Here is a 14221-nt window from a genome sequence, read left to right as displayed (position 1 = left end):
AATGAAAAATCATTTAAAAACCTTTTGGGCAATTGTCCTGATACTCGGCTTTGCCGTACAATCTTTTGCACAAGACAGCATCAGAACTCCGCTTGCATTAGGCAAGATAGAACCGTATAAAATGGAAGTTACCTACGATAAAACTTCGCACTTGATTTTTCCGACCGCTATCCGTTATGTGGATTTGGGAAGCGAATATCTAATTGCAGGAAAAGCAGAAGATGCGGAAAACGTGTTGCGTGTAAAAGCAACGGTAAGGGATTTCGAACCTGAAACCAATTTTTCGGTCATTACGAATGACGGACGTTTTTACAGCTTTAATGTGTATTACAGTTCTTACCCGGAGGCAATGAGCTACGACCTACTTACAATGCAAAAGGCAGTGGATAAAGCCAATGGAAACGATGTGCTTTTTGAAGAATTGGGCAATAATTCGCCTTCACTAGCAGGCTTGCTATTAGAAACAATTTACAAAAATGATAATCGGATTGTAAAGCACATTGGGGCTAAGAGTTTCGGCATTCAGTTTATTCTCAAAGGCATTTATATCCACAACGGCAAATACTATTTCCATACGGAATTGAGAAATAAAACCAATGTGCCTTTCCAGATTGATTTTATCAATTTCAAAGTAGTAGATAAAAAGGTAGCCAAACGTACTGTGGTACAAGAACGCCCGATGATACCCCTCAGAACTTACAAGCCTTTGGACGAGATTGGCGGGAAACTAACCGAACAAAACGTGTTCCTGTTAGACCAATTTACCATTGCCGATGACAAGGTACTGTTGATTGAGATTTTCGAGAAGAACGGTGGCAGACATCAAACTTTGCAGGTAGAAAATTCGGATTTGATAAAAGCTCGTTTAATAAACGATATGCACCTAAAATTTTAATAACATTTTAATCCAATAATATGAAAAAGTATATCTATACCGTGATGCTCATCTTGATGGCCATCACGGTTACACAGGCACAAAGAATGCTCCCAAAACAGAAAGGACTGGAAGTAAGTACAGGTGTAGTATCCAAAGATAAAATTGGTAATGATTATTACCTCAATATTGGAATGACCGTGAACGGTAAAAACGGGAACTATCAGCTTTGGGCATTGGAATACACCCACCAATACCACGACTACAAAGACCTCCGCATACCGCAGGAAACCTACACTTCCGAAGGCGGCTACAGTTTCTTCCTTTTGGGCGATGCTCGTAAAAACATTACGCTGAACTTCGGAATAACAGGTGTTGTCGGTTATGAAAGCATCAATCGTGGCGAAGCGATGTTGTATGACGGAGCAAAGATTTTGAGCGAGGATAACTTCATCTACGGAGCTGGTGGACGGCTCACTCTTGAAACATATCTATCAGACCGTTTTGTGTTAATCCTGCAAGGACGCACAAAAGTATTTTGGGGTACGGACTTAGAGCAATTCCGACCATCCGCAGGTGTGGGATTAAGGTTTAATTTTTAAAAACTTAAAACAATGATAGCTATATTTAATAAATTCAGAATAGGATTAGTGCCGATATATGTAATGCTGGCAATCCTAACAGCTTCGGTAACTTTAGTATCTTGTAGTAAAGATGATGAACTCGAAATACAGAACGATTTTCCTTTCGAGGTAAACGTGATGCCAGTTCCAAAAGATGTAGCCAATGGACAAACGGTAGAAATACGCATTGACATACAGCGAACAGGCAATTACAGCAACACACAGTATTTTCTTCGCTATTTCCAATTTGACGGACAAGGCATATTGCGGTATTACGATGAGCAACCATATTTACCGAACGATTTATACCCATTACCCACAGAGCAATTTCGGTTGTACTATACTTCAACATCTGCCGTTTCGCAATCCTTTGATGTTTGGATTTCGGACAGCTTTGGAAATGAAAAACAGATAAGTTTTCAGTTTAATAGTGCTGATTAAAAACAATGAAATCCTGCCACAAAAAGCAGGATTTCTCTTTTTAAGGGATATTAAAACTGTTTTTTTTTGTAAATTTAAAAAGTAGATTTTAAGTGTTTTGTTATGGTCGCATCATTGGTTATAGGAATAATATTTTTGATTGCAGGTTTAGGACTTCGCTATTGGCTTAACCGACGAAAGTTTTACAGGCGTGGTCCGATGGGAGCCGAAGGTTTTTCATCTTATGAAAGTTCGGTTTTCATTAAATTTATTGAAAAGGTTGGTAAATGGATAGCTTATGGATTGATTATATTTGGACTTTTATCACTTTGGGTTTATTCTCGTGAGAAAAAAGATAGGGAAATCCAAAACATGGAAATCCAGAAACAGAATTAATCATTTTTAAATGACAAAATCCTTTGATGACATAACCTTGCGAAATATATCTGACATTATATCAAATCTATTAACGCATACAAAAATCACAGAACATTTAGCTGGTGCTAATATTTCTCAATCGCAAATTGGTACAAACAAAACCGACAGACTTTTTTATGCATTAAAAGAAAAGCAAATACAAGACAATTGTGGAAATAATGTATTGGCATTTGTAGTTAGGTTATTAAATCCTAAAAGATATAATTCCGAAGACGAATTTGAAAGAGACAGAACAACTATCAATGAAAAATTAGTTTACGAAGGGATAGAAATTGATAAAACCGGACAACCCCGACTAGTTGAAAAGGCTAAAACCATTTCAGAAGCTAAAAGCAGGTCACTTAAAATCAAAGAAAAAGTACACGGTATCGGAGTTCATTCAGAAATTTTACCATACTGCGAAGCCGAATGGCTGAAAGAAAATTATTTTCACTCTATACTAGAAATCACAAAAAGTGTTGCGGAAAGACTTAGGCAGAAAAGTGGCTATACTTCAGATGGAGTAGATCTGGTTGATGATTGTTTTGCTTTAGGAAAAGACAAAAGACCTATGCTTGCTTTTAATATGCTGAATAATCCAAGCGAAGAAAGTGAGCATAAGGGTTTCGGCAACTTCTGTAAAGGATTTTTTTCTATGTACCGAAATCCAAAAGCGCATAACCCGAAAATATTAGAAGACACTCAACTTTCAGAAATGACTGAAGTATTGGTTGTAGCTACAATTATTCATAACAAACTTGATAACACTTACAAAACAGGACTTAAATAGCGCAAATCGGATAACCCAAAAGTTATCCGATTTTTTAACTTACAAATCGGTGCATATAAAAGATGAGAGTTTTAGAGGTAAATAAATTTCGTCTGGACTGTGTTTTATGTAATCTTCTTTATCATAGTCCCACATAAAGCCAGGTCTGATTAAAGTAAAATCGTTTGTTTTATTTACGTACTGAACGTAGCTATAACCCCAAGGCGATTTGTAAATAATTTGCCCGTTAACTGCTGATGTATCAAAGTTCTTATCTTCAATCTGTTCAATCACTTTTATAAACGAAGGACATAGTCTTTCGTAAAATATCTCTAAGTTTTTTTCAAATCCTTTTGTTCTGTTTTTCAGCTCGGAAATTCTAATATTAATTTTGGATTTTAATTCTACAAAATTGCTATTGAAATCATCTACATTCCTACAACCTAAATAATGAAGTGCATTTAAAGCCATAGTAAAAAAGTAATGTAATTCATCATCTTTCCATCGATTGTTAATTAAGCAAACAATTGTATTTATGAGTGCCTCTTTTTTTAGTTCCTCGATTTTCTTTTTTGTATAGTCAAATTCATACGCTTTAAATCCGCTTCTTGCCAGCATCAAAAAGTCGCCAATTAAGTTTAAACAACAACCCTTTACATTGTTATTGTCATAATCGTCTACAAATGGTAAATAACTGAAAAAATGGTGCGTGTCTTGTTCGTCATACTTTGCAGATTTCCCTCCGTATTCACTTATCAACTCAAGAGCGATTAAATATTTAGTCAAATCTGTAAGTGTAGGCCTATATGTTTTTGGTCGACTATTCCCATAGAGAATTTCTTGTTGGTAATTGTAAAGGTTATCAAAGTAGTTCATCAACTTTCTTTTTTCAGATTTAAGAATGACAAAAGAGAGGTTACGAACCGTTGCCACTTCTCCTTCCTCATTTCCATTTATGTTGCCTAAATCGTCTTCTTGCTCATCAATACTTATATCAGCTTGTTTATTTGTTGAAATTCCATTTAAATTGATGAACTTCAAAACATCTAAAACACGTAGGGAAAGAGAAGAGAGTAGAAGGTTTTTTTCAAATCCAGAATTTTCTATTGCTTTATAGGAAGAGAGATCGTAAAGTTTTTCAGGTTCTTTGTCATCATTCAGCTTTGTAAACGTGCTTCTCCTACTATCTAAAAAGCTGGCTCCTGTCTCATTTTCTGTTTCGTCAAAGATGGCGTAATGCAACAAGTCAAGAACTTTACTTAGTTCGCCATTTTGAATTTCGCTATAAATTTTCTCAATTTCCTCTGTTTTTGGGTTAGGATGCGTTTTCGCCAAAAGGAAATAATCGGAAATTAATAGTTTATTTGAGATAATCCCATCATTAACATTTGTCAATTGCACATATAGGAAACTGCCTAATTCTAAATTGACTGTTATTTTTAGCTCTTTCGCATAATTTGAGAAAGTTTTGGAATACAAAAATCGGTTTTGTTTATCGAAGAAAACAACCTTGAATTCATCGGTATAAGTTCCAGTGGAATGAAGTATAAATTCATCATAAATCAACTCTGCACAAAGCAACTGTACTTTAAATTGATTGTTCTTGATTATAGTTTCATAAATTGACTGATTTGTAGTCGCTGTAAATTCATCAAGGCTTTTACTATTGCTTGTTTTCAGTTTTATGCCTAATTGATTTAATAATCCACCTTTTTCTGACTGAATAAGAAGTGAAACTTCTGCATTTGAATTTTTGCCCAATAATCCCAATCCTGCAGGTGTAATATTGGCACTACCGAACAAGCAAAATTCTTTTCCATTTTTTGTCTTGAAATGAATAATCTTCCCGTGAAGTTTTGATTTTGAGTTTCCAGATTTTGCATATTGGATTTTGCTTACGCCTGCATCACACCAATCGTAAAATGTAAACGCTTTGTTCACTTGCATTGCAGAAGGGATTAAACCACTTTCATCCAATATGACTTTTACTATGGCTGAAGGAAAAAGAGAATTAAGTTCTTGCAATACTTTCCCATTTTTGTCATAATATGGAGAAATGGTAGTTATTTCTACTACTTTCTCATTGCTAAGATGTTTTAAAAGTTCGTTCCAAATAGAAGTTGTTTCAGTATTAAACAGGAAAGCAACCTTCTCTTTTTGCGACGTTTCGAAAAATTGAAATGGTTTTGTCTTTGGCAATTCATTCAGCCATTTAGAATGTTCAAGTATCCATTTTGTAGTTTTTTCATTCATCTGTCCTTTAACTGACGATGAAAGAGTTGATAGATAATCCCAAGCTGACGAAAAGACTGATGAATTTTCGGTTGAACGAATATCAAAATGAAATGCTCCCCAAATCTCATCATTGTTGCCATTTCCAGAATTTGTAAGGTTTCCAGAACCAACAATAAGCAATCCTTCTTTTTCACCAAACAACATCCAAATTTTTGGATGGAATACTGACTTTTGAAAAACAGGATAAAGTGAATAACCGGCAGAAAGTTGCATTTCTTCTCCTGTCGCTTGTTGCATTAACTCTGAATAATAATGTCCATCAATAAAAACGTTGATGTTTCTCACGCCACAAGAACGCAACCATTTCATTGCTTTCATTTCAAAAAAATAAAAGTCAAAGCTGAAGGTAGTAAGAATTGCAGAATGATATCTTCTGCTTCCTATCAATGTTAGTATGTTTTCTCTTTCTAGTATCATCAGTCAATCAAAAGTTTCTTATGTAATGGCGATAAAACCCTTTGGTCGTTGATTACCTGTAAATCAAACATTATGTTTTGCAAGGCGTTCATTCTTGGCGATGTGTTTCTTGGAGGAAATGTATCTATGAAACGGATGTATTGTTCCTCAATAAAAAATTTGTGAGTAGCCTGTGAGCCGTTGCCCATTTTTCTGAGTGCAACCATTGAGTGCCTGTAAATAATTTTGCGTAAAATAAATTGTTCAACAAAATCTTGAAGTGTATCGTTTTCTGCTGTGTGAACTGTCAAGATACCATCAACCATATTCCCATCCCTTTCTATCTTTTTTCTGCTCATAAATTCTTTCAATGGATGAAGTTGCTCTCTATTATTTTTGAATATTTGAAGCAAAAGAATAAAGCCATATTTTGCTACTATAACAGGGTCGTTTGTTCCATCAATTTCCTTTTTGATGTTTTCCTCATCTTCTGTGTCAGGGATTAACTCCAAAATTTCTGCAAGTGAACTTGTTGGCTCTGTAGCTTGCTTTAGCTCTTTGCATATTTCATTTGTAATACTGCTTGAAAATTTCTTTACAAACAATGGTAGATATTGGTCTTGTTGGAAATCGTAAAGATGTTGTAATACAGCCCAAAACATCGTACCGCAACTGTACTGCCAATACTCATTTAATTGATAGCAGTACCAACCAATATTAGTTTCCGTTTCAGGATAACCATTTGTTCCCAATTTCTTTCGGTAACTTTCCAATAGAAATCTATACCAGTCGTAATTATTTTCATTTTTAACAGCTGTATTTAAGAGCGACAAAATTGTTTCCCTTCTGTGAAAAGTAAAACGTTCTTCCATTTCTTGACTTGGATCGTCTTTGTCCAAAAGCATTTCTACATATAGTTGCCATTCGGCATTTTCTGTTTGTACCGTATCAATCGCAAAATACTTTATCAGTTCTGAAATATCATCTTGGTAGAGTTTTCCTTTTTTGATATTAATATAAAATAACTCTTTTATTTGTGGTGACAATGATCCTTCAAAAGCCTCGGCTAATTGTTTCCCAGAAACTTTTTGTCTTGGGTGTGGTTTACTAATGTTGTAAATAACATCTCCATCATCATTTATTGCTGTAATAATTAAGGAAAGTGCCTGCATTGCTCCGTAATAATATTGTCCGAATGCACCGGATGGATATTTCCAATAAACATTTTTATCGGTATTGTCCTTGTCTGCTCCTTCGGCTAAGTCAAAATAAGTTTCCTCAGCTGTATTTATTAGGTTTGAAGCAAAGTTACTTCCTGTTATCTGTTGAACTCCTTTACGCTCGCTTTGCATAATTATGGCAATCATCAATTCAGCTCTGCGGATAAAACGATATTGTTCTTTTGAGTTGCCTTTCTTCTCGGTCTTGAAATAGAAGTCTAAAAGCCAACAATAAAACCCATAATAACGGAGACGATTAGTCAAATTGGAAATTCCAGGCAACATAGTGGCGTAAGTCGCTTCTGAGGTTGTTTGAAGGCCTAACGGGTCAAGTCCAGTGATTAGACTTATTGATGCTCCCCAAAACGGATAATTTGAATTGCCTTTTTGTAATACTGCCATTTAAAATTAATTTATCAGTAACCTATATTCTTCAAATTTACAAAATAAACTATCTTGAAATTTATATCGTGGCGACAAATACTACCTTTCAACGCCAATCAATACAACATTTTCCAAGCCTTTACAAATCCTTGATAAATTCCACTTCCACAGAAAAATTGAGCAGATTATGGAAGTTATTGCAATACAAAAATCCACATTAGACGGAATGAAGAATGAACTAAAAGCACTTTTAGAAATGACCGAAAATGCTGTACGGAAATATACTCCAATTTTCAAAGAAGAAAAGTGGCTCGATAACCAGGAAGTGTGCCTGATGATGGATATTACCAAACGGACTTTGCAGACCTATAAAGACAAAGGGCTATTGCCATATTCCAAACTGAACCGCAAAAATTATTATAAACGCTCGGATGTACTGTCTTTGCTCGAAGCTGGACACCCCTACAATACCAATGACAATGAATTTATTGACGAATGAAGCTGAAGAAGTAATCGAACAACAGCAAATGATAATGCAGTTGAGAAACCGTATTGAAAGCATATTAAAAAATTATCGTCCTGTAATGAACGGAGAAATTTATTTGTCGGGCGAAGATGTATGCAAATTGCTACATATCAGCAAACGGACTTTACAGCAATACCGTGATGATAATATCCTGCCGTATATTCAGATCGGTGGCAAAATTATTTATAAGGAAACAGATTTGATGACAATATTGGAGCAGAATTATATCAATCACAAAACAAATTCAGGCTAAGCTTTTTGTTGCATTAATACATCTAATAGCAAGAGTTTAGTATCTTTGCTATGTAAAATATAGAAATACTTAAAGTGTTTTTGCTTTAAGTCCCACATTGAAAACTGGTAATTTTTAGACAACGGGACGATAAGGAAGAACGCTCATGCCATAGGCGTGGGCGCTCGCTTATTCGTTGTCGGGTATACCAGTACCTCAATGTGCGGTAAGTGTAGTTGCCTGCGCTTTCTTTTTGTGCAGGGCTACATCAACTTTAAAAAAGTATGATGATATGGAAACTGGTACAGCACAACAAAAAATTACACTCGCCTTTATCAATGATAAAAGCCCAATTTTAGATTTCATTTGTAAAGACCTCATTGCTTCAGGAACTGAAGTCTTATTTCGTTCGGAAAGCATTGAAGATGGACTATCACAATTATCTTCATTAAATGAACTCCCGAAAATTTGTATTATCGACCTTGATTTTTACAACAAGAATGTTTTGGTTGAACTTCAAGAATTAAGAACAAAATATCCAACAATAAAACTGATTGCACATAGTGATATTGATGATAAAAAAGTCGGTAAACCTCTTTTAGACATTGGTTTTGCAGGTTATCTACTCATTGGTAGCGATGCAGATGATTTTAAAAGAGCCATTGACCAAGCTGTCTATAGCTCTAACTAATAATATGAATGTTATAACAATTATTTTACTTGAATATTATTTTATAGAGTTCAGTGATTAAACTCTCTCTTCTTTCAAAATCACAGTTTACCGTAAAAAAATGAGATTTAATACTTTCCAACGTAAAATCTTGATAGATATTTATTTCCTTATTGAATACAGTAAAGGTTTTACCATTTAAACTGTAAATATCTATACTCGAAAAGTCTGGTCTAATTTCTAAAAATGCTTTCTCACTTGGCCTTTTTAGTAAATAATCATATCTTTTTTTATCAGAATCCCATAAAACTTGATGACTCCTTACAAAGGATTTTGGAAACTTACTTTTTACAGCACTTAAGATTAATTCATCAAGCTCGTCATTTGTAAATAGCTCTTGTTTAGGATAATCTAATAATCTTTTTATCTGATTTGGCTCTGGATCATCGTTAAGCTTATAATCACTCGTAATTTGACGATCATAAATAATAACACCAATAGTAATTTCAACACCAAATTGGTTTGTTGAAACAACACTTATTTCTTTAACAATTTTCCAATCTTTTTGGTCTAAAAGTTTAATTGTAATTTGTTCGTTTGATTTGTTTTTATCAGTATTCATATATTATTCCCATTTTAAGTTTTGAGCATATTTAGTATGGGGTGAGATTTCAAACATATACTCCTTACTATTTAAACTATGTCCAAGTGTCTGTATCAAATCGTCAGTTACCCAAATAAATTTGTTTGATTCTTTTTCTAATTTTAGTTTTTCTAGAATTGGTAATTGTTCATTATTAATAACCAAATCAAAAATTTCAAAAATAAATATCCCTTTACCCCCGCTATCTAATTTGATAATTGGAGATTGAATCTTTTTTTTAAATTCATAATTGTAAGCTCCCCCAAAAAAAGTACAGTTTAAAACGAGAAAAATTATTAATTTTAAACTAAACTGTAATTATGAAGAGTAGTAAATTTAGTCCCACTCAAATCTCGAAGATCCTTCAAGAATTTGAATCTGGAAAAGATATTAATACAATTGTTAGAGAACATGGAGTTAGCAAAGCTACGTTTTATAAGTGGCGTCAACGCTACGGCGGCATGGAAGCAAGTGAATTAAAGAAAATAAAAGGTCTTGAAGAAGAAAACGCCAAACTCAAACGGATGTATGCTGATTTGGCTTTAGAATTAGATATGGCTAAGTACATCATTGAAAAAAAGCTTTAAAGCCTTGCCATAAAAGAGCTATCATAAAAGATGTTTTGACCAAATATCCGAAAGGCAAAAGCAAGGCTTGCCGTATTTTACAGACTAGTCGAAGTAGCTTGGAGTATCAATCCATCAAAAATGATTCTGATTTAATCCAGCGATTAGAGAAATTTGCTCAAGACCATCCGAGAGAAGGTTTTTGGAAATGTTATTATCGCCTTCGTAATGATGGAGACAAAGTAAATCATAAGCGATTGCATAGGGTTTACAAACAGATTGGTCTTCCTCATCGTAGAAAGACTAAAAAACGCTTACCGCAGCGAGTTAAAGAAACTATTGAAATTCCTGAAAGTTTTACCCACACTTGGAGTATTGATTTTATGAGCGATAGTTTAACCAACGGAAGAAAGTTCAGAAGTTTTAATGTTATTGATGATTTTAATAGAGAAGTATTATTTATAGAAACTGATTATTCACTCAAAAGCAGCAGAGTCATTTGGGTTTTAAAACACCTTGTAAATAAACACGGAAAGCCAAAACGAATACGAATGGATAATGGACCTGAATTTATTGCTAAATTAGCACAGGATTGGAGCCAAGTTATGGAAATTGAATTTAAATACACCCAACCAGGTAAACCAACACAAAACGCTTTAATAGAACGTTTTAACAAAAGTTATCGTGAAAACGTACTCGATGCATATTTGTTCGATAGCATTGACCAAGTCAGAGAAATAAGCGACCAATGGATAGAAGATTATAATTACCACAGACCACACGATTCTCTAGAGGGTATTAGCCCGGTGAACTATAAAATAAAGAAAGAAAAAACAGTTGAAGGACTGCGTTCCGCTACGGCTACGCCTTCGCATCACTTAGTCCTTCAACTGTAAACGTAATAGAATATTGTATACTTTTAACTTGTACTAAAAAGGGGAAGCCTACATAATCAATGAAGCGAAATTGTCTCCAGGGTAAAATGTCTTCTGAGATTAATTCTTCACAAAACTCTCTCCATGGAGAAATTTCCCTATCCTTTTTTGAATCGAACCATTTAAGAAAAGAGATTACATTTTTTCCCCTAACATAAACTCTCAAATCATTTTTAGCTATTCCTTTTTCTGTTTCAAACTTTCTGTCAGGTTTTACTTCTAATTTTTCAAAAATAGCACTACTACTAGGTAATGTTTTATAACATCCACCTACTGGCTGATAATAATTTCTGGTTCTACTTTTTACTAGTAAATACTCATTGTCAACTTTAATTCTGTACAGATACGCAATTGATAAACGAAAATCTTTTTTGCGGTGCAAAATTTGAGTATTAATAATTAATATTAGTTGTTTATAATTATCTATTAACCAACCTAAAATCAATGTTATTAAAGAAATTATACCTGCTCTTGTAAATGGAGAATGCCAAAAATCATTGTCAAATAATCCAATAATAATAAGTAAAATAGGTATGGTATATTTTATGAGATTATCTTTCATATTATTTTTGGACTTGGATTTAATTGAATGATTGTTTCTTTTACCGATTCAAAGTCCAATGCTTTTGAAGGAAAACATTTAGATACTGCTTCAGGTAAGACTCTCAATCGAATGTCTGAAAAAGAAAAAGCTAAACCATTATTATGTTTTTCACCAGTTAAATCTGCTAAAGTTTCTAATTCTTTATCGTTTAATCCAATTTCTCCAATTGATTTTTCAAACAATTGCTTTCTCTCATCAAAAGTAGGTCTCTCAAATTCTAATATTATTGCAGCTCTTCGAATAATTGCTTCATCCAGAAAATGAAGTCTATTTGTTGACATGAATAAAATAGCTCTACCATTTAATTCTCTTAATTCGTCAATTTTTTGAATTAATGTATTAACAGCTGCCTTTTCTTCTTGATGCATTTGCATAGTTGACCTAGTTGAGGCTATAGCATCAGCCTCATCAATCAATAAAAATGCAATTCTTCTTTTTCCCGCTTGATTTTTTAATTCACTGAACGCATCATTTACCAAGTTACCCATTTGACCATGTAAACCTTCTCCTCTTACTCTTGTACTTAGTTTGAGAAAAAAACCGTCTTTTTTAAGTTCTCGTAACATTCTATCTGCAATTGCTTCAGCGGAAATTGTTTTTCCGGTACCTGCGTCTCCAGACAGTATAATTAGCGGATACTTCTCTTGAAGCTGAGAAATAATCGGTAGCTCTACTTTGTGAAACTTTTTACTCCATTCACTTAATCCTTCTTGATCAAGTAATAATTTTAAGTTAGAAAAAATTCTATCGAATTTTGAATCAAAACCAACTAAGTTCTTTGCTCTTTCTTGTATACCCTTGTTAGGTAATTCAACTATATTGTCAAAAATATTATTCATAGCTATTTGTAATTAGTTTTTTTTAATTCATATCCTTTGCTAGCATATAATTGAGCATTTGAACTTTGAAGACTGGGGAATGAATTATCAATAGAGGATGCCGTCCATGATAATTTAAAACCTTTTGAAAAATTTTCTTTTTCTGAAGCATTTAAATTTTTCCATTTTTGAGTATATGCCAAAATGACTGATAATCTTGTATTTGGAATGTCAGTCCAATCATTATTCTTACCTGCTCTTTCACTTTCTGTAGATGTTCCAAGAGAATTCACAATAAATTTTGAAGCTCGAATTACTCTTTCTGTCTCGCTGTTTAGTAATACAACATCAACTGAATATAAATATTCATTTTCAGCCAATAAAAGTATGTCATAGAATAGTTTATCAACATATTCCATTGTCCATTTTCCAGTTCTTCGTGCAATTGTTCTAATATCAGCTTCACAGCCTTCAAAGGTTTTTCTTATATCTAAAACTGTATAAGTGCTGGTTTTTGTAGTTGTTCCGTACATAGGCATTAATCTAAATTAAAAGTTGGTCCGAAAACACGTTTCCATTCTTGAATAGTGTCTCCTTTATTATTTTTTGATTCGGCAATATTTAAGGTATCAAAGGCATCTTCAGCTTCTTCAATAATTTCATCCCATTTGTTTTTATCAAGACGTTTCACAATATTGTTCTCTTTGTTTGTATTATCAGCAATGTAAATAGGTGAGTCATAATTGCCAGGAATTGATTTAATTGAATCTTTAAATTCAATTATGGGAAATGATGGATTACTTACGAATTGAAAGAATCGAATTACACCTTCTTCAATACTTTCTTCTATACCATAGTTCTCATCTAAATAAGCAACAATTAATTCAATTGAAAATGATGATAAACCTGGTTCGTTGTCTGTAGGCTGCAATTCTTTATAATTTTTCCACCATTTTATTGTTCTAACAATGGAGGTGTAAGATGGATTTTTTTGCCTTTTTTCTAGTGAAAAGCTTAATTGTTTACTGATACTTGTTATATATTTTTTTCCACCGCGTCGACTTGGCTGCCAAACATATTCGGCTATATCTTGTAGTGGAACAACAGGAACAATGTCAACTTGTAAACCTGTTCCACTAAAGGAAATTGTTATTGATTTTGTATTTCCTTTAGCATCAACATCTCTTTGAATATCCTTTTGTGGATATATACTTTTTAAATAGGAAACAATATAATCATATAATTTGGGTAGATCATTATGAATTTCTTTATCTCCAGAAATAAAGAGTACCAAATCTATATCTATAGGGTTTTCTCCAGTAGGTTTTAAAATTGTATGCTTTTTCCACGAACCAGCAATAATGTACTTTTGAACTTTTAATCCGTGACTATCATCTTCAGCAATTTTTTTTTCTAATTTTTCTTTCAAATTATTGATTTGATCTCTGTATTTACCCATATTTTCAGGCTGCAGTTTGATCTTCTCAATAAAGTTTTGTAAATCTTTATTTGATAACTTCATAATTTTAGTTTTTATACATCTTTATATATCAAACAGTTGCCCATTTATTTGGTTCAGACTTTTTGTCAGTTTAAGTTTGTTATTAGCTTAAATTGTCTACTAAATTCATATTGCTGCTAAGCTGCTAAATAGTAATTTTCTTCGAAATATTTCTATCCGAAAAACAGGTCATAAGCGATCATTAATCAGGCGACGTTCTTTTGCTTTTCTTTGATCGCTGTGTGGAAAGAAAAGAAGTCAATACTAAATACAGCAAATGGGATAGCGAATATCCCACGTAATAATTTAGCAATCTGTTTGGTAAAAT

General features: G+C 33.3%; 16 protein-coding genes and 1 pseudogene. 9 read left to right on the top strand and 8 right to left on the bottom strand.

Translation table 11 applies throughout. The features are described from left to right. Position 1: 1 nt before the first annotated feature. The 5 genes from traN (at position 2) to C4S29_RS09330 (ending at position 3124) form a co-directional block, all read left to right on the top strand. Positions 2–895, top strand: coding sequence for a conjugative transposon protein TraN (gene traN / locus C4S29_RS09350; protein ID WP_003002435.1), 894 nt, complete (start codon positions 2–4; stop codon positions 893–895). A gap of 20 nt (positions 896–915) precedes the next feature. Beyond that, a complete protein-coding gene (locus C4S29_RS09345) occupies positions 916–1476 on the top strand; it encodes a conjugal transfer protein TraO (RefSeq protein WP_003002438.1) in 561 nt (186 codons plus the stop codon). Between the two features lie 12 nt (positions 1477–1488). Next, positions 1489–1938 carry a DUF3872 domain-containing protein gene (locus C4S29_RS09340; protein ID WP_003002441.1) on the top strand — a complete coding sequence of 150 codons (450 nt, stop codon included), beginning with the start codon at positions 1489–1491 and terminating at the stop codon, positions 1936–1938. Between the two features lie 102 nt (positions 1939–2040). After that, positions 2041–2313, top strand: a complete 273-nt coding sequence (locus C4S29_RS09335) for a molybdenum ABC transporter permease (protein ID WP_003002444.1) — start codon at positions 2041–2043, stop codon at positions 2311–2313. Between the two features lie 37 nt (positions 2314–2350). After that, positions 2351–3124, top strand: coding sequence for a TIGR02391 family protein (locus C4S29_RS09330; RefSeq protein WP_233740528.1), 774 nt, complete (start codon positions 2351–2353; stop codon positions 3122–3124). Positions 3125–3163: 39 nt separating this feature from the next. Here C4S29_RS09330 and C4S29_RS09325 read toward each other — a convergent pair whose 3' ends face one another. Next, on the bottom strand, positions 3164–5815 hold the full coding sequence (locus C4S29_RS09325; RefSeq protein ID WP_003002451.1) for a phospholipase D-like domain-containing protein: 2652 nt from the start codon (positions 5813–5815) through the stop codon (positions 3164–3166). Then, complete coding sequence (locus tag C4S29_RS09320) at positions 5815–7146, bottom strand: hypothetical protein (protein ID WP_233740527.1); 1332 nt, start codon at positions 7144–7146, stop codon at positions 5815–5817. Before C4S29_RS09320 ends, C4S29_RS09325 begins: the two co-directional genes overlap by 1 nt. A 439-nt stretch (positions 7147–7585) precedes the next feature. Between C4S29_RS09320 and C4S29_RS09315 the strand changes: the two genes are divergently transcribed. The 3 genes from C4S29_RS09315 (at position 7586) to C4S29_RS09305 (ending at position 8847) form a co-directional block, all read left to right on the top strand. Then, positions 7586–7897, top strand: coding sequence for a helix-turn-helix domain-containing protein (locus tag C4S29_RS09315; protein WP_003002460.1), 312 nt, complete (start codon positions 7586–7588; stop codon positions 7895–7897). Further along, the gene (locus C4S29_RS09310; protein WP_003002463.1) at positions 7878–8177 is read left to right on the top strand and encodes a helix-turn-helix domain-containing protein; all 300 of its coding nucleotides are present in this window, start codon (positions 7878–7880) and stop codon (positions 8175–8177) included. Before C4S29_RS09315 ends, C4S29_RS09310 begins: the two co-directional genes overlap by 20 nt. A 271-nt stretch (positions 8178–8448) precedes the next feature. Beyond that, positions 8449–8847, top strand: a complete 399-nt coding sequence (locus tag C4S29_RS09305) for a response regulator (protein ID WP_003002467.1) — start codon at positions 8449–8451, stop codon at positions 8845–8847. A gap of 25 nt (positions 8848–8872) precedes the next feature. On the opposite strand, the gene C4S29_RS09300 is transcribed toward C4S29_RS09305, so the two are convergent. Together C4S29_RS09300 and C4S29_RS09295 are read right to left on the bottom strand one after the other, a co-directional pair. After that, on the bottom strand, positions 8873–9448 hold the full coding sequence (locus tag C4S29_RS09300) for a hypothetical protein (RefSeq protein ID WP_003002470.1): 576 nt from the start codon (positions 9446–9448) through the stop codon (positions 8873–8875). A 3-nt stretch (positions 9449–9451) separates the two neighbouring features. Then, a complete protein-coding gene (locus tag C4S29_RS09295) occupies positions 9452–9763 on the bottom strand; it encodes an SMODS-associated NUDIX domain-containing protein (RefSeq protein ID WP_262496762.1) in 312 nt (103 codons plus the stop codon). 26 nt (positions 9764–9789) lie between these two features. On the opposite strand from C4S29_RS09295, the pseudogene C4S29_RS09285 reads away from it, so the two are divergent. Further along, positions 9790–10850, top strand: a pseudogene (locus tag C4S29_RS09285) (IS3 family transposase); the annotation flags it as partial. 46 nt (positions 10851–10896) lie between these two features. On the opposite strand, the gene C4S29_RS09280 reads toward C4S29_RS09285, so the two are convergent. From C4S29_RS09280 to C4S29_RS09265, 4 genes are read right to left on the bottom strand one after another with little or no spacing between them, the layout of a single operon-like run. Next, positions 10897–11532 (bottom strand): SMODS-associated NUDIX domain-containing protein, encoded by a 636-nt coding sequence (locus tag C4S29_RS09280; protein ID WP_159969843.1) that lies wholly within the window; start codon positions 11530–11532, stop codon positions 10897–10899. Beyond that, positions 11529–12413 carry an ATP-binding protein gene (locus C4S29_RS09275; protein ID WP_003002482.1) on the bottom strand — a complete coding sequence of 295 codons (885 nt, stop codon included), beginning with the start codon at positions 12411–12413 and terminating at the stop codon, positions 11529–11531. The genes C4S29_RS09280 and C4S29_RS09275 overlap by 4 nt, the downstream gene beginning before the upstream one ends. A 2-nt stretch (positions 12414–12415) precedes the next feature. After that, the gene (locus C4S29_RS09270; protein WP_034736833.1) at positions 12416–12925 is read right to left on the bottom strand and encodes an HORMA-1 domain-containing protein; all 510 of its coding nucleotides are present in this window, start codon (positions 12923–12925) and stop codon (positions 12416–12418) included. A gap of 5 nt (positions 12926–12930) precedes the next feature. After that, positions 12931–13914: a CBASS oligonucleotide cyclase gene (locus tag C4S29_RS09265; protein WP_003002487.1), complete on the bottom strand. Its 984-nt coding sequence runs from the start codon at positions 13912–13914 to the stop codon at positions 12931–12933. Between the last annotated feature and the right edge of the window lie 307 nt (positions 13915–14221).

It is taken from the genome of Halpernia humi (assembly GCF_900108025.1).
Lineage (GTDB): Bacteria > Bacteroidota > Bacteroidia > Flavobacteriales > Weeksellaceae > Halpernia > Halpernia humi.
This window is presented reverse-complemented; position numbering and strand designations above follow the sequence as displayed.